This is a genomic window from Burkholderia sp. PvR073, from assembly GCF_054055695.1.
Genome location: NZ_JBSRXO010000006.1, coordinates 142615 through 163962 on the forward strand (window position 1 = coordinate 142615; position 21348 = coordinate 163962).

The following is a 21348-nucleotide window of genomic DNA, read 5'->3' on the forward strand; positions in this document are numbered from 1 at the left end:
TGCCTGGCTCGTTCAATTTGCACCCCGCTCGAGCTGGGCCCGCGCTTCATCACCCAGCGCATGCCGCGCGACCAGCGCTTGCGCCAGTTCGTCCGCCGCCGTGGCTTTCTCGTCGCCGCTCTGCGTATCGAGCAACTCGACGATGCGCTCGGCCAGCGTATGCACCGTCGCGCCTTCCGCGATCGCCATGATCGACAGCTTGACGCCGAACGTCTCCTCGACGGCCATGCCGAGCTCCATGCCCATCAGCGAATCCATCCCGAGATCGAGGACCGACCGGCCGGCATCGACACGCTCCGGCGACATGTGCAGAATCCGCGCGATCTGGCCGCGCAGTGCCGTCTCGACGAGCGCGACAGCGTCGGCAGGCGGCAACGCACGCACCTGCTCCAGCAACACGCGATCCTCGCTCGACGTCTCGGCCGCTCCACCCGCCTGCAACGCAGCGTAACGCCGCGCGTGCGCGGCCGGCATGCCGCGCGAGACGGCGCCCCAGTCCAGACGCACGACGGCTTCGCCGGCGCCTCCTTGCGCCAGCGCGCGTTCGAGCGCGGCCATCGCCTCGTTCGACGTGATCGACGCACCGCCGATACGCGACTGCAACGCCTCGCGCGTGCCTGCGTTGCGCGCGAGGAAACCGACGTCCTCGATCGGCCCCCACGCCATGAACATGGCCGGCTGACCGGCCGCGCGACGATGCGCGACCAGCGCCTCGAGGAAACCGTTGGCGGCGACATACGCGCCCTGCCCCGGATTGCCGAGATAGGTCGTCGCCGACGAATACACGACGAAGAAATCGAGCGCGCAACGCTGCGTCGCGCGATGCAGGTTCCATGCGCCCGCCACCTTCGGTTCGAGCACGGCCGCGAAGCGCGCGTCGTCGACGTTGCGCAGCAGCCCGTCGTCGATCCGCATCGCCGAATGCAGCACACCCTTGAGCGGCGTCCCGCGACGCTCGATCTCGTCGACGAGGCCGTCGAGGGCCGCGCCGTCGGTCACGTCGCATCGCGCGACCGACACGTCCGCGCCGAGCGTGTCGCGCCAGCGACCGGCTTCCGCCAGCATCTCGGCGCCCAGTGCGCCGCCGCGGCTCGCGAGCGTCACATGCCGCGCGCCGCGCTCGATCATCCAGCGTGCGGTCGCGAATCCCAGCCCGCCGGTGCCGCCGACGATCAGATACGCGGCATCCGGGTCGAGCCACAGCGTCGGCAATGCGACACCACGCGTCGGTACCGGCGTGCCGGACGGATAGGTGACGAGCACCTTGCCGATCTGGCGCGCCTGCTGCATGTAGCGGAACGCCTCCTCCGCACGCGCGGCCGGGAATGCGCGGTACGGCAACGGATGCAGCACGCCGGCCGAGAACAGGCCCATCACTTCCTCGAACAGCCGGGTCGTCAGCGACGGCAGCACGCCCATCAACTGATCGGCGTCGATGCCGAAATAGCTGATGTTGTTGCGGAACGGCCGCAGGCCGATCTGGCTGTTCTCGTAGAAATCGCGCTTGCCGAGTTCGAGGAAGCGGCCGAACGGGCGCAGCGTATCGATGCTGCGCACCATCGCCTCGCCGGCGAGCGAGTTGAGCACGATGTCGACGCCTTCGCCGTTCGTGCGCGCGCGGATCTCGTCGGCGAACGCGAGGCTGCGCGAATCGAACACGCGCTCGACGCCAAGCAGGCGAATGAACTCGCGCTTCTCGTCGCTGCCGGCCGTGGCGAAGACTTCCGCACCCAGATGCCGCGCGATCTGGATCGCCGCGATGCCGACCCCGCCCGCGCCGCCGTGCACCAGCACGCGCTCGCCGCGCCGCAGCCGCGCCAGTTCGCACAGCGCGTAGTACGCGGTGAAGAACGTCGTCGGGACGGTGGCGGCCTCCTCGAACGACATCGACTCGGGCTTGCGTGCGATCGCGGTTGCGCGCGTGACCACGCGCGTCGCGAACGATGCCGGCGCGAAACCCAGCACCGCGTCGCCCGGCGCAAAGCCGTCGACGTCCGGGCCGACCCGGGCGACCCGCCCCGACATTTCCATGCCGATCGTCGCGCCCGCGAAGCCCGTCTCGACGGCCTCGTCCGACAGCAGCCCCATCGCGTACATCACGTCGCGGAAATTGAGCCCCGTCGCCATCGGCTCGATCTCGACTTCTCCGGCGGCGAGATCGCGTGCCGGCATCGCGAACCATTCGAGGTTGCGCAACGAACCCGGCATGTCGAAGGCGAGCCGTGCGCCCGGATGATCCGATGCGCTCGGCTGCGCGCGCTCACGCTCGGCCGCCTGCGCGGCCGGCAGCATGCGTGGCACGTAGCGGCCCTGCGGCGCAAGCAGCACTTCTTCCTCGCCATCGTCGCCAAGCAGCGCCATCGCAAGCGGCAGCGCCGGTTGTGCGACGGCCTGATCGACGTCGATCAACCGAATCGGCAGCGTCGGATACTCGTTCGCCATCACACGGCCGAGACCCCACAACGTTCCCTGTTCGGGATGTGACGATGCACCGGTTGCGAACGGCGCACCGCCGCGCGTCACGACACACAGTCGGCCGCGCTCCGTGGCGCCGGCCGCATCGAGGTCGCGCACGAGCGATGCCAGCGCGAGCGCGCCGCCTTGCTGCGCGCGCATCACGGCCGCACCGTCGGCCGTGTCCAGCGACGCGAGCGGCGCAACGAACACGACATGCGCCGGATGCTCGGCCGGCTGGCGCGCCGACCATGCCGCGGCATCACACACCGATGCCGACTCGACGCTGCAACCCAGTCGCTCGAGTTCGCCCGCCACGGCGATGCCGAACGCATCGTCATCATCCTGCACGATCAGCCAGTGCGCGCCGTCGTTCCCGGCCATGCGATGCGCTCGATCGTCGGCTGCCATTTGCACGTCGGCAGCCGGCTTGCGCGCGACGACGAACGTCGGCACGCCTTCGAGATCGAGGCCTTGCTCGATATCGCGCACCGCCTCGACCAGCCCGGCGCGTTCGCACATCGACACGATCGCGGCGGGCGCCAGCGTGCCATACGTGCTGGCGGCAACTTCGCCGCCAGCCGCGCCGAACACGATGTCGGAGAAGCGGCTGCGGCGCGCATCGGCGATGACGACGAGCCCGCCCGGCGCGAGCCGTTCGGCGATCGCCGTCAGCGCGGCGAGCGGGTCCGGGTGATCGCCCAGCATCCGGTTGACGATCACGACGTCGAACGGCGTCGTATCGCGGCATTGCGAGAACAGCGGCGCGTCGGTCGCAAACGCCAGCGTCCGCACATGAGCGTGCGCGTCCGCGTCGAACCCGGCAAGCTGCTGCTGCGTACCCGCCAGCATGTATTCGCAGCGACCGGCCGGCACGTCCACGTCGAGCGGTTGCAGCACGTCGCCGTTCGCGGTACCGATCTCCAGTACACGCAAGCGACGTGCGTCCCGCCACGCCGCGACAGCCTCCGTCACGCAGGCGGCGAGCAGCGCGCGCGCATGCGCCCACGTCGGCGATGCATCGAAGAACTGTTCGATCAGACTGCGGCCGGTGGACGACAGCAGCGCGCCCGCGGGCGACGCGTCGCGCAGCACGCGCGGCAGCACCGCCCCGACGTGCGCCAGCAACGTCAGTTCGGCGACATGGGCCGGCGATGCCGCCAGCACGTCGCGCCACAGCGCGTCACGCTCGGGCATCGCCGCGCAGGCGTCGTCATCGCGAACCAGACGATCGCCTTCGAAGCGGGCCAGCCCATCCTCGACGACGATCTCCGCCAGTCGCGCGACCTGTTGCGAGTCGGTGTGCGCCAGGCGTGCCGGCTGGGCGAATGCGCGAAGCGCATCCAGCGCATCGAGCGCGTGCAGACCGGCAAGCACGTCGAGCAGCGGCAGCATTTCGGTCAGATGCCGTGTGCGGCGCGTGAAGTCCTCACGTGCCGCGACATGCGCATTCGCACGCTCGACGAGCACACCCGGCGGCGGCAGCGCGTCGGCCGTATAACCGGCCGGCAGCGGCCGCGCTTCGAGCACATAGGCAAAGCGCGCGGGCACGCCATGACGGCGCCCGGCGAGATCGACGCGACGGAAGCGGCACGCGCCAAGGCGCGCGACGATCTTGCCGTGCGCATCGATGAATTCGAACGACGCGACGATCGAATGCGGGCTGCGACGATGAATGCGCGCCAGCACGCGGCGAATCGATTCGCCGCTCAGGCAATCCACGCGGCCGATCTGGACCGGAACGAATGCCGCATGCGCATCATCCGGCGCGGCGCCGGCCTGCCCCAGCACGGCGAACAGCGGATGGAAGCCGCTGTCCATCAGCGCGGGATGCAGCAGATAGTCCGACCGCGCATGCGCGTCGGCAAGGACCGACGGCATCTCGAGCTCGGCCAGCGCGTCGTCGCCCGACACGCGCAGCGACCGCACCCACCGGAACGCCGGTCCGTAGCTCAGACCGATTGCCGTCGTGCCTGCATACAGCGCGTCACCGGACAGTGCCGGACGCGACTGCAGGTGCGCGATGACAGAAGCATCCGGCGTGCTGTCGGCGTCGAGCGTATTGCCGCTTTCGAGCAGGCGCCCCGTCACGTTCAGGTTCCACGGACCTTCCGTCATCCGGTCGCGCGTCTCGATCGTAAACGACGCGGTGCGCACGTCGATTACGAACCGGAACAGCTTCGCATGCTGCGGCTGGAACACGACCGGCATGCGGATCTCGACGTTCTCGATGGCCACCTCCGGTGTGCCGAAGAACGTGCACGCCGCCGCGAGCGCCATTTCGACATAACCGGCGCCCGGGAACGCAACGCCACCGTCGACCACATGATCGGCGAGCATCGGCACGCGCTGCGGATCGAGCTGGTTCTCCCAGGCGAACGCGTGCTCGTGCAGGCGATAGCCGAGCAGCGGATGATCGACGCGCCGGTTCACGAGCCCGTAGCCCTCGACGCTCGGCACCAGCCAGTAACGCTCGCGCTGCCACGGATAGGTCGGCAGCGCGGCATGCGGCGCGTCGGGAACGAAGCGGTCCAGATCGACACGCGCGCCCTGCGCGACCGCCGACAGGACCGAATGGGCGAGCATCTCCGCGCTATCGTGCTGACGCTTGAGTGTCGGCACGACGACGCCCGGCGCGTTGCGCGCGGCCAGCGTCTGCTTCACATACGTGCGCAGGATCGCGTGCGGCGCGATCTCGATGAACACGCGCACGCGATCGTCGGCCAGGCGCGCAATTGCGTCGCCGAAACGGACCGGCTCGCGAATGTTGCGCCACCAGTAACCCGCATCGAGCGCGGTACCCGGCAGCGTGTCGCCGGTCACCGTCGACACGAATCGCGTATGAGTATCGCGCGGCGCGAGATCGGCCAGCCCGTCGCGCACGACCGGCTCGATCGCGTCCATGCGGCGGCTGTGGAACGCGTAGTCGAGCTCGAGCATCTGGTAGAAATGGCCCGCGCCCGTCAATGCCGCACCGATCGCCTCGAGCGCGGCTTGCGAGCCCGCGAGCGTCACCGCGTCGGGGCTGTTGGTGCCCGCGATTTCAATGGCCGCGGCGAGATCGAGACGCGCGATCCAGTCGCGCGCCGCGGCTTCGCCGATACCGGCCGCCGCCATCCTGCCCGCGCCGCGCGTCAGGCCTTGGGCGCCGCTGCGAATCCGGATCACGCGCACGGCCTGGGCGAGCGTGAGCGCACCGGACGCCCAGGCCGCGGCGATCTCGCCGACACTATGGCCGACCGCTGCATCGAAGCGGATGCCGCGCGCGCTCAGTACACGCGTGATGCCGACCTGCATCGCGAACAACAGTGGCTGCGCGTTCTCGGTCGCGGCGAGCCATTCGGCGTCGACGCCTTCGCACATGACTTCGACGAGCGATGCGTTGCCGTCCGCACGCCAAAGCGCGTCGACTTCGTCGAGTGCCGCGCGAAACACGGCATCCTCGGCATAGAGTCGCTTGCCCATCCCGGCCCATTGACAGCCGTTGCCCGAGTAGACGAACGCGACCGGCGCGTCGCCTTCAACAGCCTCCCCCTGCACGGCACACGCCGGCAAACCGTGCTCCGACGGCTCGGCCAGTGCCGCGAGCGCCGCCAGCCCTTCCGCCCGATCGGCCGGTGCGACGACCGCGCGATGCTCGAGCCACTGGCGACGCCGCGCGGCTGCCGCCGCGAGCGCGGTCCAGTCGGCACCGGACTGCAAGCGTGCGAGATGACGTGCGGCGACAGCTGCCAGCGCGGCCGGCGAGCGTGCGGCAAGGACAAGCGGCGGCAGCGGCGCATCGATCGTCGCAACCGACTGCGCGGCCGGCGCCGGCGCCGCCGCTTCGGTGATGACGACGTGTGCATTCGTGCCACCGAAGCCGAACGAGTTGATGCCGATCGTCAGCGGTGCATCGCCGCGCTCGAGCGGCGTGAACCGATCGACCACGCGCAAGCGGCCGCCTTCGAAATCGATGCGGGGATTCGGCGTGTCGAAATGCAGCGAGCGCGGCACCGCGCGGTGCTTCAGGCACAGCACGGCCTTCAGCAGGCCCGCCATGCCCGATGCCGTTTCGAGGTGTCCGATATTGGTCTTGACCGAGCCGATCAGCAGCGGATCGGACTCGGGCCGGCCGCCCGATACCGCGTCGATCAACGCACGCGCCTCGATCGGATCGCCGACCGCGGTGCCCGTGCCATGCGCCTCGAGATAGGCGAGCGTGCGCGGGTCGACGCCCGCTCGTCGATAGACGGCGCGCAGCAGGTCGGCCTGCGTCGCCGCCGCCGGCACATTGATGCCGCCGTGCGAATGGCCATCCGAATTCACGCCCGATCCGGCGATGACCGCGTGGATCGTGTCGCCATCGGCCAGCGCCTGGTCAAGCGGCTTGAGCAGCACGAACGCGCCGCCTTCGGCGCGCACGTAGCCGTCGCCGGTCGCATCGAACGCGCGGCAACGGCCGCGCGGCGACAGCATCGACGCCTTCGAGAAACTGACGAAACCGAACGGATGCAGCAGCAGGTTGACGCCGCCGGCCAGCGCCATCGCGGTCTCGCCGGACTGCAGCGCGCGGACCGCCTGATGGAGCGCGACGAGCGAGGACGAGCATGCGGTGTCGACCGACATACTCGGGCCGCGCAAGTCGAACAGGTAGGACACGCGGTTCGACGCGATGCTGAGCGTGTTACCGGTTGCCGAATACGGATCGATCGTGTTCATGTCGTCCATATTGCGGTTGCCGTAATCCATGCCCGCCACGCCGACGAATACGCCGCAGTCGCGTCCGCGCATCGCGGCGGGACGCACGCCGGCGTCTTCGAACGCCTCCCATGCGAGTTCGAGCAACAGCCGCTGCTGCGGATCCATTTGCGCCGCCTCGCGCGGCGAGATGCCGAAGAATTCGGCATCGAATCCCGCGACGTCGTCGACGACGCCCGCCGCGAACGTATAGCTCTTTCCCGGCTCCCGTTTCGACGGGTGCTGGTAGAACGCCGTACCGAAACGGTCCGGCGGAATGGCGGTCACGGCATCGCGTTCGTCGCGCAGCAGTTGCCAGAAGTCGTCGGGACTCTCGACGCCACCGGGGAACCGACACGCCATCCCGATGATCGCTATTTGCTTGTTCATGCTCTTTCTGATTTGGCCAGCGCATTGCGATCACACGCACGCGGCTCGTTCGAATGGGTGACGGCCGACATCAGTATTCGGCCCAGTTCTTCTGCCCGGATCTCCTGTGCGCGGACGTTGGCGCTCGCATCATTCTTCCAGACGAAATAATCGCTGCGATCGGGCAGCACACCGAGCTTGTCGAACACGCGCCGCATGGCCGGCACGTGGTCTCCGTAGAAGCAGACGATCGTCTCGCGGTCGCTTTGCCTCAGATGATCGAGCAGTCGCGCGATCATCCGGTTGGCGTTATCGAGGTGACGCAGGTATGCGGTCAGATCGTGCCACGCGTCGTCTTCGCCGAGCGCATGGTAGCGAGCCGCTTCACCGGCGGCCACCGTCTCCAGATGAAGCGGCCCGTGGTTCTCCATCGTCATCGCGAAGACGAACACGGGTTGCTCGCGCGGTGCGTCCAGCACGTCGATGATCGCGTCGGCGACGGCCGCGTCCGCGACGTACGGCCCGACGCACGCACGACCGTCGAAGCTGCGAATGTCCATGAACGCGTCGAAGTGCATCAGCGGAAACACGCGATCGCGCCCGAAGAAATCCGCGTGATACGGATGCACCGCGAGCGTCCTGTAGCCGCCGCGCCTGAACCACCCGGCAAGCGACGGGCACATCTTGCGCAGAAACGCATACGGATAGAAGCGCGCGTATCCAAGTTGATCGGCGGGAATGCCCGTGAGCACCGCGAACTCCGTGCGCATCGTATTCGCGCCCCATGCGGGAACGGTCAGCTTGCCGTGCGCGACGGCTTCGCGCCGAGCTCGATCGAACGCCGACAGCAGCGACGGCGCGATCGCGGACGTCGCGCGCCGGATATCGAAGAACGACTCGCTCTGAATCACGACGACGTCAGGCGTGCGCGACGGCGAGCCGGACGAGAACCGGCTCGCACCGGCCGCGGCGGCGAACGTCTTCAGCGTTGCGGGCCGCAGACCATTGAGCAAATAGGCGACGAACACCGCGAAGAAGCCATGTCGCTGCTGGTCCACCGCCGCATCGAGCGTCAATGGCAAGCGTGCGGCCAGCCGCGCCCCGATCAGTAGACAGGCGAGTGCGACGGCCGCGGTGACCGCGCGCGCAGGTGCCGCCGCATGGTCAAGCAGGCAGCCCGCGACGAGCAGCAAAACGCCGGCCGCGATCGCGACGACCTTGCCGACGCTCAGGAACGGCAGATAGAGCCGCGGATGGGCAAACAACTGGCTGAACAGGCTGAGATCGGTGAAGACGAAGGGTTCGCGCAGCGATTCGAACTTCGCGTTGCTGATGGCGGCCAGCAGCGCCACCAGCGCCGCCGCGATGCCAGCGGAAAACACCGGCCGCGACGTAGCGATCAGCACGCAGGCGCCAACGAACGACACGGCCGCCACATGCAGCAGCACGGCACGCCAGGACCTGCGCAACGGCGCACGCGGCACCGCGACGGCATCCAGGCCGAACGACGCGGCCAATGCCATCGCGTAGACGAGTGCCAGCGTGCCGGACATGCTAGCGCCCCTCGCGCGGCAAGTACGACAGCTTGCCGAGAATCGCATCGGCGAGCAGCGCCGGCAACAGCGTCAGCAAACGCATCCCGAAGGCGAGCGCGCCCGGAAACGCGATTTCCGCGCGTCCCGCGTGCAGCCTGCGGCGGATATGCCGCGCGGCGCGATCGGCCGACCACATGAACGGCTTGTCACCCGGGAATACGTCGCTCATCGCGGTCTTCACGAATCCGGGCAGCACGATCGACATCCTGATGCCGTCGCGTGCGAGTACCGGCCGCACCGAATCGCCATAGGCCTTGATCGCCGCCTTGCTCGCGCAATAGGCGGGCGAAATCGCCATCCCGCGCAACGCGGCGAGCGAACTGACCATCGCAACGTGGCCACGACGGCGCGCGCGCATGCGGGCGATCACCGGCAGCACCGCATGCAGCGCACCGTACAGATTCGTATCGACCACCACGGCCGTGCGCTCGAGTTCCTCCCAATCGTCGGCGTGCGCCAGCGTGCTCGCCACGCCCGCGTTCGCGATCAGCAGATCGATCGGATGCGTGTCGTCGAACGCGTTCAGCCACGTGCACATCGCTTCGGCGTCGCATACGTCGACGCGACCGCATTCAACCGCCGCGCCACGCGCCCGGCAGGCAGCCGCGACGTCGTCGAGGCGCGCGGCATCGCGGCCGATCAACCCGACAACGACGCCGGGCGCGGCATAGGCGAGCGCCAGCGCACGCCCGAGTCCGGCAGTCGCGCCGGTGATCACGACATGACGCGGCTCATGCGAACGCATGATCGATCTCCACGTGGGTGGCCTCCAGTCGTCGCACGGCACCCGCCACGGCCATCTCGATGCCGGTATCCGTATAGAAGTCGCCGTTGATCTGCGTGTGATGAATCACATAATCCAGAAAGGCGTGGAACAAGCCTTCGTCGGGCCGCTCGGCATGCGCCCAGAAGCTGTCGAGCCCGCCTTGCCACGTCAGCCCCGGCATGTCGTAGATCGCCACGCCCAGTGCGATCAGCGGGCAATGGTGGTAAAGCGCCGACATCCCGGTCGTACTGTTGACCAGCACCACGCCACGCGCATGATCGAGCAGCGTCGGCAGGTGGCCGGCGTCGATGAACGACACGCGATCGGCCACCCCGAGCGCGCGCGCGAGCTGCCGGACGTGCCCGCGATAATCGAACACGCCCGTGTCCAGCGGATGGTTCTTGACCAGCAGGTCGTGTCCGTCGGGCGCGTGCTGCGCGAATGATTGCAGTACGACGTCGATCGATGCGCGCACGCTGCCGAATGGCGAATGGTGGACGATTTGCGCGTCCGCATTGACCTGGAGCGGAAACAGATAATAGGGCCGCCCGCCAAGCAGACCCTGCGTCACGCGCGCGGACTCGCGATCGAATATCGGTTGTTTCAACGCGCGTGTCGCCAGTCCCGCGTATTCGACAAAACCGTTGCGCGGACGATGGCTGCAATAATTCGGGAAACGGGACCGATACAGTGTATTGGCCGCACGATAGCGCATGTCGTGATAGGCACGCACGGCCAGTCGATATCCGGTGGCATGCCCGAGATCGCGCGGGGGCGTTACGCCGCGCTGATCCAGATACCACGCCGGATCGCGCGGCAGCAATGAGCGGCCATTCACGCCATGGCGCTCGAGTGTCAGCCAATGCGGACGCACGTATCCTTCCTCGAATACATGCACGGCGACACCGTGATCGCGGGCGACAGGATGCACGGGCCGGTGAATGGCCCGGCAGTCGCCGAACAGGATCACATCCGTCACGTCGCCGGTTCGGAGTGTTGTCGCATACCACGCGGCAAGCTCGTCCGGATGCGCGGTGTAATCGCTCGCAGCGCCGTTGCCGGAATACGCCAGGTCTCCTCCACAGAAATTAATCCTGCGAACGCGATGGCCGCGACTCCGCAACGCCTCGGCCAATCGGCTAAAGAACGGCGATGCCGTGCCCTGCAGAACCAGAAAAGAGCGTCGCATTATTAATATGATTTATCATTTTTCAATATTTTTACGCACGTAAACGAAATGAACGTCGAATGCGCCGGCAGTTTAAATCACCACCCTGCCCCGATTTTTTAGCCCCGGATTTATAGGTGAACGATTGTATCGTTTTACGAGATAACCATACAACTTTAGTCGTCTAAAAAACGCTAACGCGGATTGGCGTTATCGAACACCGTCGGCACTGCCCCATGACCGCCGGCTAAAGCTTCGCGAGCCAGCGCTGCAGCGACATGTAAAGCGTCTTGCGCGCCGAAATCCGATATTCCGAGTAAGTCGTCAACACCCACATCTTGACTTTCCCGGACTGTTGCTCAAGCCGATTTCGCTTCAGCTTGCCCTGCCCCATCGACTGTCGCTGCGCGTGCAACAATCCGATTGCGTGTTGCGCGTCGATCACGGCGCGGGATACCGGATGGACATAACGCGGATAGCGCAGCAGCGTCCCGGCAATCAGCTCGTCAAGCGTCAGCCGGCGAGTGCGACGCGACCAGACCGGATGGGTATCGGACCTGTCGCCGGCGATCGGCATGTGCTCGGCGCCTGGCGATACGCTCGCGAAGACGTCGTGCGTCAGCCCCCAGCCTGCATAGAACGGCACACCGTAGCAGACGACCCGCTTGCCGCGCAGCAGCGCCTCAAAGCCGGTCAACGACGTCATCGTATGCACTTCGTCGGCCTGCTCGACGCATGCGATCACGTCGGATTCAGGCGCCACGGCATCGGCGAGTCGGCGCGCGTCGTGCGGCGCAACCGCACCCGCGCGATTGCCGCTGACGACGTCGGGATGCGGCTTGAAGACGATGAACGCGTCGGGATGGGCGGCCCGCACCCTCGACAGCAAACCGAGATTCGTGGAGATCCACGGTGAGCCAGTCCGGATCGATGCATCGTCTTCGACCTGCCCCGGCACCAGAATCACTTTCGCCGGGCGGGGCGACGGCAGCACGACGCCACCGTTGCCGACGTTGTACTTGCCAATGCGTGCATCGACCAGCGCCGCGCGCACGGTGCGCGCCTCGGCGAGTTCCGCATCGTCGAAGCCGCCTCGCTCGAGGAGCGCCTCCAGCCGGGACGGCGTGCGCGGATCGAAATAGATGCCAAGATCGTCGATCACGAGCGAAAGTGGTGCGATCAGGTTCGAGCCCAGCCCGACGGACCGGATGAACCCGTCCTCCATGCGAAGCACGGGCAAGCCCAGTTCCTGTGCGACCGCAGCGACATCGGGACGGCGCGCACCCCATAGCACGACGCGCCGCGACGCGTCCGGCGGCAGACGCCGCAGCGCCGCCGGCGAGTCGACGAAACGCACGCGCGCGCCGCCGTGCCGTAGAAACGGTGCGACCACGCTGCGCTTCCACAGGCTCAGCCCGACGCACACGAGCTCGCCTCTCGTCACTTCGTTCAGCCGGCGCTGCTTCGCGAGATGGGCGATCACGTCGAAGATCGTGCCGCGACTGCCGGTTTGCGGATCGATGTAGCGGCAATAGCGCAGGTACGCTGCGTCGAACAGCTGGTGCAGCGTCGCGTTGCCGCGACGAGCGGCAACGATCGGTGCGTGCGCATGGCGATCGTCGGTGAGCCCCCAGCCGGCGTACCACGGCAAGCCGAATGTCACGACCGGCTTGCCGCACAGCAGCGCCTCGAAGCCCATTTGCGACGAAACGGCGTAGACCTTGCCGACCCGCTTCAACAGCGAAGGCGGACTGACATCGGCCGGCAGCAGGCGCACGCGCGGATCGTCGAATGCCGCGTCGACGAGATAACCGGCTTTCTTGCCGCACATCACGTCGGGATGGGTCTTGATCCAGACCGGCTTGCCGAGGTTTTCGGCGAGCGCGGCGGCAAGCATCGCGCGGAACGACGACGCGTCGGCGCCGCCCAGGCGGACAGCGACGTCGCCGCCGGTCTGGTCGATGACCAGGATCGCGTCGTCACGCCAGTCGTCGGGGGGAACGAAATCGGGCGCGTGGTTGTATTTCGACAGGCCGTGGCGAACGATCAGGGACATCGCGTGGTCGGCTTTGATCCGCCATTCATCGGCATGATCACCCTGCAGCGCGGCGGCGTCCTTCACGAGCATCTCGAGACGGGATGGTCGGCTGGCGTCGTAGTAGATGCCTAGATCGTCGATGACGATCGACAAGGCGGCATCGCCGAGAACGCCGAGGGAGACGGAGCGGAGGAAGCCGTCTTCGAGTCTCAACGTCGACACCCCGGCGGCACCGGCCCAGCGCTCAGCACGCGCCCCGCTTTCCCGCTTCCCCCAGCCAAGAAATCCGGTTGCCCGCCCGACCTGCCAGTGCCAGCACAGTTTCACCCGTGCATCCAGCAGGACGGATCGGCGAAGCGTCCATAGCCCGACGCTCCAGATAGGAACGCCCCACTCCCTGCACCCGCTCACTGCGCCTCCTCGTGGTCTGCATCGCGCGCAGCACCGTCCTGCGAGCTGCGATGGCAAGCCCGCCCGATATCCTCAAGCAACGGTCCGAGGCGGCGCGCCAGATCTCGTGCATAGGGCCATCGTGCGTAGTGGTGGTCGAGATCCTTACGGCGCCACGAATCCTTCACGACGCCATTCGCACCCAGCGCGGAAGGACTGGAATCGAGATACGACACGCCGATGCCGGTGCAGAACGCCATGACGCGAGCGTTGAACTGCAGAGTCAATTCCGTCCGTTGCCGCTGAGTGGCATCGACGTGCTCGCGGATCGCATTACCCCGATTTTTCCGTGCCATTTCGTCATTCAGCGTCGGCAACGGAGCACTCAGTACAACGATGCGCCCGCGCTTCGACAGGTCCCCTATATATTCACAATAGTTGTCGACCGCACGGTCGAATATTTCTGGCATTGCGTCGCCGCGCGTCTCCATGAGACGCCAAAGGGAGTATCCCGTATCGACTTCACCCAAGTTCACGATGATGAGATCACGCTCGATTTCGTCAAGCGCCGTATCGAATTTGGACCACGCGGATGTGATTGAATGGCGATTGACGATCCCGATCGCGGTCGCACCCGGCACGTATTCGACCATGAACTTCACGTTGGGCAACGCGACCTGGAACCAGGCGTGTTCAAAGACGCGAACGTGCGAGTCGCCGATCACCAGGACGTCGACGACCGGGCGCTGCATCATCCACGATGCTGTCCGTCCCCATATGAGGAGCGCTCGTGAAAGTGCGGACCTCGCTCTCATCCGGCGATCACTGCCGCGATCTCACGAAGGCGATGAGACCACGTGTGATGATTCAACACATACTCGGCGCCCGCGCGCGCGCGCTCCAGGTCGATCGACGACGGACCGCGCAGGAGGCGCGCAAAGAGATCCTCCGCCTCCGCCATATCGTGAACCTGATAGCAGTAGTCGCGAAACAGCGCATCGACCGCAGGCGAGGGATTCGTTACTGCAATCCCTCCGCAACCGAGGATCTCAACCAAGCGGCGAGAAAACATCGTCGACGAGTCTTCGATCGTATTGACGTTAAGCGACACCAGATAGTCCCGAAAGACCGACGCGGTTTCCGCATGCGACATCGCCGGAAGCACATCCAGATCGGGGAGACTCGGAAACCGGTAGTGCTGGGCCTTGCGTTGCGAGTTCCTGTCGACCACCGTCAGACCGAGACCGGACCCGCATGCGGCGCCGAACAGTATGTCCTGCCAATACCGGCGACGCTCGTGAACGTGGCGGCCATAACTTCCGACGAAGGACGCCCTGTGATACTTGAAATTGAATCCTTGGAATCCGTGTGTCCGTGGCTGGATCGCGAACATCATGGTGTTGACAGGCACCCCGCTCCCGAGCGCAGCCCGATATTTCGGCACGCTCCCGGCATCGACCGTAAACACATAATCGAAAAGCTTGGCGCTCTCGACAAATCTGTCAAAGTGCACACCGTCTTCCTTGTTCCAGAACACCGTCGGGATGCCGCGATCGCGCGCAGCCGCGACCAACTTCGCAAGCGCAAGATTGGTTCGCAACGGGTGGTCCGGATAAGAGGCAATTTTGTATTTCCATTTCGCCTTCGGGCCCTCCCAGGCGGACTCAACGAGCAAGAAGTCCGGCCGGCTCAATGGAAGGCGCCAGCGGTAGTCGAGGGGCCCGACCGGCACCACGCGCGCGTCATACACGAGGCTGGCGCTTGTCAGCAGGTCGGCGACGAGCGCCACGGTCGGTTTCGGATGCGTCATCACCCAATCGCCTGCGGCCGAATCACGCAGCGGGCGGCGATCCCGCAACGCATGTTCACGTAAAACTTCACCACGAACCAATTACTCCGAAATTCAACCGCCCGCTTTCCATCTCGAGAGAAAGTCAGTCGATTTTGTCCACCACGATCAGGGACGACCATTTGTCGTCTGCTTTACCATACTTCACCACTAGCGTCGGCACGAAGCGGCTTCCCTTGAAGATGTTCCGCACCGCTCCCTTGCTCAATGCGTCCTCGCCGGAGCGACGCTGCAGGAAATCCGCTATTCGCCCCCCGGAGTCCACCTGATCTGCCGGAATGTGGAAGATGACCTTGTTGCCCGCGTCAAGCATGGTCCCGAGTTCCTTTAATCCCTTTGTCAGCACCCGGGAAATGGCAGCAGGATCCTTGCACTCGACGACAAACCCGTTCTCACCCGATGGCACATCGTCCGGCCCGATTCCGCCGTCAGCGCTCACGGCGATCCTTGCCAGATCGCCCAGTTGCTCGGTGATCGCATGTAAAGCGTCGTCCCTGTCCACGTGAGCGGACCATGCGATTTCGACCTCCTTGATCCGCCTTCCTTCCACCCTCCTGTTTTTTTCGCCGGCAGGGGCAGGAAGCACCTCAGCCGCGTCGTCATATTCGGCAATATCAAGGTACTGCTTTACCTTTGCATCCAGATCCGGACCGACGTCGTAAACCATCACCCTTGAGCGTCGAAACCCCAAACCCGACTTGAAAACGTTGAGGCCGGTGCCTACGTTGCCCTGATACAGATAATTAATACCACGAACCCAAGGCATCGTTTCAATGATCACCCGCACGGCCTCACTCATCAGCAGATTCATGACGCCGCTACTCAGGTGGTCACGATGCCCCAATATGTGATTTATCTGAAGTATTTCTCCATAACAGAACATCGTTATGTATGCACGAATTCTGCCTTCGAAGAACACACCGAAGAAGATCTCGCGATGTCTCGGGCAAGCATGCTTCAACAGGATGGACTGCGGGCGCCTATAAAAATACTCGGGAATCTTTTTTCCTTGCCGAATCTCAGTCGAAGTCCGAATTTCGAGAATATCATCAGGATAATCGTCTGGATTGGCTGCCTTGTATTCGTAACCGTGCCGCACGGCCTTCCGGATCATGTTCCGAGAGCTGTCGCCAATGAACTTCAGGTAATCATCATGCGACTTCGGAATGGCTAGAAAAGACGGATTTCCTGTATAGGTCCTGGCGAACAGTTGCTGCCCATCAACATCGAACAGGTGATCCTCGACCCCGTAGTACCGATTCGCCTTATTAGCCTCGGCCATGTTGGAATGCCAGCGCTTGTTATGATTAGCGCATCCGGCATCCCCAACGCACGAATCGCAAACCGAAAGCAGGTTACCGTGAACCAGCGGTAATCCGTCGTCATCCGCTCGCCACGCCTCCAGGCTTCTTACCCTATAGGCCTGCGCAATCGAACGCACAGTCGAAGGCTTGTGGTTGACAGTAAGATTGTTAATGAATATAGGGTATGCCCAGCTCCACGTACGCAAACCAAATCGTCGACAGGCGAGGCCATCGAGATCGACGAAAAAATCCAAAGTATCGTTGTGAATGGACGAATCGAGATATCGATAATAACCGAAATCAGATTTGGTGATTTCCGCCCGATCGAGCGCGACCACATCCGGTTCGTTATCAAACTCGAATACTACGAGTGAAGCCCCGCGCTTTCCAGTCGGATAATTTCCAACATGAGCCTGAATGACAATATCGGCAAATTTCGCACCGGTGTCGAACCATACGATTTCAGATGTAAGCACAAGCGACTCGATCGTATACAGCGAATCTCGCCCAATCAATCGCCTAAACATCTCTTTCATCAACACCTCGCCGTCCAGGGAACAAACGTTTGCGCTGTTCCGGTATGCTTTCAAATATTGCCCATCGGACACGGGTGAACTTGCCTCAACATCCGGATAAATACCACCAACTGCAGTCCAGACAGGTTTAAAATATTTTTCCCACGCGGCTCGGTTACGAATATCTTCGAATACAAAAAATCGTGATTTATACGATTTCCTTACAAAAGACAGCACTTCGACAACCCTCGGCCCCGAATCCGGATTGGTCACGACTTGACCTTTTTCCGTCCCGATACCTCGCGAGGCCGCCAATCTCTCATTGGCCAGACGATTCGTCAAGTCTGACAATACATTCACCGCGATCCCCGCCGCGCCATCAAGCAGCGCGGCCAGACGCAACGCGGAAATGCCGTCCGATTCAATACCGCAGACATAGGTTGCGGGAACATCGACCGTCAATTTTTCGGCCGTGTCCCGCACCAGGGAGGACAATTCCGCGAACACGGTGTCGTCGGCCCATTGCAATCTTTCAAGGGCCGACACCTGGATCTGATCAATGTGTCGATTCGAATCCACGATGCACAGCAACGAGCTGCCGAGGCGCGGTTCGTCGCCTATCCCGTCCCGTGTGCCGACGATCGGTGCAACCTTGCAGAACGTTTGTGCCGAACAGAGGAGAACCAGCAATTCGCGCTTTTCACCCTGGCGAAACAGCACGTGGAAGATCCGGCCGCCGATGACATACTCGAATGCCATCGGCTGATTTGTCGACGCTGCCCGCTCTTCCTTCCCATACTTGGGAAGATTGCAACAGACTGGCCGCGAGAACGTCACAGCCGCATTTGGTCCACCCTCGCCTGCGGCCGCTTCCAGCCAATATATTCCGTCGCGTTTCGCCAGTTCGAACACAATTGCTTCGACTTCGACACTGCTTTTCGTGTCAACGATGTCACCGTTTCTGCGCAGCGTCACGCTCGCACCCAATGCGAGAGGCGAGCGCCGAAGCCTTGCCTGCAGAAGACTACCATCCTGCTCGATCTCCACGGCTTCGAACACCGCTGGTTCCCGGCTCGAGGTCTCCGACGCTACAACCAATGCGGATGAAGCGGAAAGCTCGATGGAATCGCCCGTACAACGCTCATATTGCTCTGCGTTCACGCAGGTGAAGCGATCAAACTCGTGGAGCAGCCGAATGGTTTCCCGATAGAGGGCGGGTACGTAGTGAAAAGGCGAGACGCCCCATCGATGATTGTCATCGCCGACCAGCAGTTCAGGCGAATACTCCAGGAACTGCGTCTGCGCCAGATCACGAGAGATGTAGTCATACATCCGGCCAAGCAACGCATTGTTTTCAGCGACTCCCCAACTGAACTGCCGGCCGGAGACAGTTCGCTCCGCCCAGAACACCTTGTTGATTGCAATATTACGCTTGAGCCCCATACCGCTCGCATAGGAGACAAAGCGCGTCCATCCCTCGCACCATCGATCCCAGAATTCGGTGCCGCCGGAGCGAACCACTCTGCCTCGTTTGTATTCCTGCGCAAATCCGGCACGGACGATTTCATCGGACAGCGTGCAACACCGTCCCGTCGGATCGTCGACCCACAGATCGAATCGCTCGTCGATGAGGTCGACCAGCACGATATCAGCCTTGTCGACAAGCGCATCCCGGAAAAAGCGCTTCGTCAGATCGCGCTCGACGACCCTGCGCCCGAACGAAGACGGAATGTCGGCTACGCTGCGCGGAATGTCGTCCGAAAACGGAACGGCATTGAGCGACGCAAGCGACGACCGAGCGTAGTAATCCGATAGTTCGATCGAGCCATCAGACACATACTCCAGCGCATCCCTCGATACGCATGTACCCAGAATCAGCAATTTCATCGTATTTCTCGAACTTCCGGTACATTCAGCGCCCCGCTCGTCGCGGTATTCGACGGAATCCTCAATCGATTGACATACCCTCAAATGTTGGCAATTCGCTTTAGGGTCGCCCAATGATTGGATGTCATGGCACTCCACGAGCGCGATTGCGCCAGCTCGATTCGCGCTTCGCGATGCATGTCTTCCTCGAGTTCGCTCAACGATTCGTTGATTGCCCTGATCCACTCGACCTTTCTGGCGGCTACCTTCAGCAACGGACTCTTGACCGTCACCGCGTTCATCGGCGACGAAACGACCGGCTTGCCGGCAGCGAAATATTCCCAGAGCTTCAGCGGTTCGACCGCGTGCATGGCGTCGTTGACGACGAAAGGAATGATCGCCACGTCATATCGTGCGACAGCGGCAGCGCCAACCGGTCGACTGACACGTCCCGCAAAGAACACGTTGGGGAGCGCCATCAGGCGTTCGACGTATTCCTCGACATCTTTCAATCGATGTTTTTCGACTTGTCCGTTGAACACGAAATCCAGTTCCGGCATTTCCGCACATACTTCGGACATCATTTTCCAGTCGAAGAAATCGCTCAAATTGCCGAGATATCCGATCGACTTTCGCTTGGCGGAGCTCGCTGTATCGAAACAGCGATAGCGCGCAAACACGTCATACGCAACACCGTTTCCAACCAGACTCCACGAGCCTGCATGATGCTTCTTGCGATCGGCGAGCGGCTGCGACGTGAAGAACACGTGATCGGCCTCCCTGAGCACCTCCGGCTCGAGTCGCGCCACTTCGGGATAAGTTGCCCCGGTACTGAAATCGGCGGTGTATTCGTCGTACACCTCGTACACGAACGTCGCCTTCTCGCGCAGATGTTTTCTCTGGTTCGGCTTGTAGATCCAGTGAACGACCTTGCTCCGGGCGCCATACAGGTGCGCGACCATTCGTTCGGCAATCTCGCCGAGGGCATTATTCGCTTTCAACAACGTATGAACGTCGGCTCCGGCAGGGAACCCTCCGGTGAGAAGTCGGATCCGCGCGACATTGCCGCTTTCGCGAACCGGCTTCAAATCCAATGACAACAGCAACTCGCTTTCGAGCGCCGGATTTCCCTTGAGCAGGGTCGCGTAATGATTGCCAGGTTCGACGATGAGGAAATCGCAAGCGTCTCCGGCATTCTTTGCCAGCGCCTCGAGCATTTCGCGGCGGTGGAATCCCTGCCATGCGTCAATCGCCCACACAACCACTACCGGCTTCTGCCGGATCGCTATCGCGTTGACCGGCACAGAGGATTGCTTCGGCAGCAGCACGTCAAGCCACTGGTCTCGAACGACATCGGCGCTGTACGTGTCCCCGATGAACGTCGATCCTTGCGACGCGAGCCTCGCGCCGGTATTCGATTTACGGAAGAAATCGATGTTGTCCGCCGCAGCCTGTGCCGAATCGACGAGCGGTAGCAGCGGATAGATAGTTTTCGCACCGTCCCAGTTCCATACAACCGGAATCGCACGCGAGCACATCCCCTCGGACACCGCCATATGGAAGCTTTCGAAATCCGACGGCGAGAGCAGGAATCCGATCTTCCTGAACCATTGGTGCACGTCGTCACCGGCTGGATCGAATACGACCTTGTGTCGCAGGTCACTGCGATTGATCGCCTCGAATATCTTCGTGTAGTACTCGCGTTCGGCGGTACGAGCCATCAGCCAGCGATAGTTCTGCGGGCTCTCCCCCTTGATGTGCAACGTGTAGCGCTCATCCTTCTCCAGCAACAGGCGCAACGTATCGAGCGCGAGATCGATACGCTTGCGGGATGGCACGATCCCGATCATGCCGAGATTGAACTCGCTACCTCCCATCTTTTCCTGCTGGAAGCGCTTCGAATCCAGGAAGTTGCCGATCACGCACACTTTCTCCTTCGGCATAGGAAATTTGACGACGCATTCGTCCAATATGTGCTGACCGACAAACACCACCGCATCCATCTTCCGGTAGTCAATCTCCGCGGGATACGGAGTGTTGCGTTCCTGCAGATGCAACCGCGTGACAAGGCGCTGGCCGTCACGCTTGTGCTTTGCGCAGAAAACGGCGTTCCCGAGTGCCCACTCGGCCACGACGATATCCGCCCACTCCATCATTTCGAGCGTCTGCTTCGGATCATGGTCGTTATGGCCCGACCAGTAATCCTCTTTGAATTCAAACAGGCCGGTGGCCTCGAGATGCGACTGGAGCGGATACCAGAACTTCTGGTCGTGACCACATACAAGTACTTTGCGTTTGCCGGCCTTCATTTTTTA

Annotated in this window: 9 protein-coding genes; all 9 read right to left on the bottom strand. The window is 63.4% G+C overall.

All coding sequences use genetic code 11. The features are described from left to right. Positions 1 to 12: 12 nt before the first annotated feature. Positions 13 to 7563, bottom strand: a complete 7551-nt coding sequence (locus ACVK00_RS19635; protein WP_284894814.1) for a type I polyketide synthase — start codon at positions 7561 to 7563, stop codon at positions 13 to 15. Next, positions 7560 to 9095, bottom strand: coding sequence for an LTA synthase family protein (locus ACVK00_RS19640; RefSeq protein WP_284894815.1), 1536 nt, complete (start codon positions 9093 to 9095; stop codon positions 7560 to 7562). The genes ACVK00_RS19635 and ACVK00_RS19640 overlap by 4 nt, the downstream gene beginning before the upstream one ends. Before the next feature lies 1 nt (position 9096). Continuing rightward, positions 9097 to 9882 (bottom strand): SDR family NAD(P)-dependent oxidoreductase, encoded by a 786-nt coding sequence (locus ACVK00_RS19645; RefSeq protein WP_228906939.1) that lies wholly within the window; start codon positions 9880 to 9882, stop codon positions 9097 to 9099. Further along, the gene (locus tag ACVK00_RS19650) at positions 9869 to 11092 is read right to left on the bottom strand and encodes a capsule biosynthesis protein (protein WP_284894816.1); all 1224 of its coding nucleotides are present in this window, start codon (positions 11090 to 11092) and stop codon (positions 9869 to 9871) included. Before ACVK00_RS19650 ends, ACVK00_RS19645 begins: the two co-directional genes overlap by 14 nt. A gap of 226 nt (positions 11093 to 11318) precedes the next feature. Then, positions 11319 to 13577, bottom strand: a complete 2259-nt coding sequence (locus tag ACVK00_RS19655) for a capsular polysaccharide biosynthesis protein (protein ID WP_456826959.1) — start codon at positions 13575 to 13577, stop codon at positions 11319 to 11321. Continuing rightward, positions 13517 to 14254, bottom strand: a complete 738-nt coding sequence (locus ACVK00_RS19660; RefSeq protein WP_284894818.1) for an SGNH/GDSL hydrolase family protein — start codon at positions 14252 to 14254, stop codon at positions 13517 to 13519. The genes ACVK00_RS19655 and ACVK00_RS19660 overlap by 61 nt, the downstream gene beginning before the upstream one ends. Before the next feature lie 56 nt (positions 14255 to 14310). After that, complete coding sequence (locus ACVK00_RS19665; RefSeq protein WP_284894819.1) at positions 14311 to 15309, bottom strand: CgeB family protein; 999 nt, start codon at positions 15307 to 15309, stop codon at positions 14311 to 14313. A 124-nt stretch (positions 15310 to 15433) separates the two neighbouring features. Next, the gene (locus ACVK00_RS19670) at positions 15434 to 19054 is read right to left on the bottom strand and encodes a DUF6270 domain-containing protein (RefSeq protein WP_284894820.1); all 3621 of its coding nucleotides are present in this window, start codon (positions 19052 to 19054) and stop codon (positions 15434 to 15436) included. Positions 19055 to 19134: 80 nt separating this feature from the next. Next, positions 19135 to 21342 (bottom strand): glycosyltransferase, encoded by a 2208-nt coding sequence (locus ACVK00_RS19675; protein ID WP_284894821.1) that lies wholly within the window; start codon positions 21340 to 21342, stop codon positions 19135 to 19137. Positions 21343 to 21348: the final 6 nt, after the last annotated feature.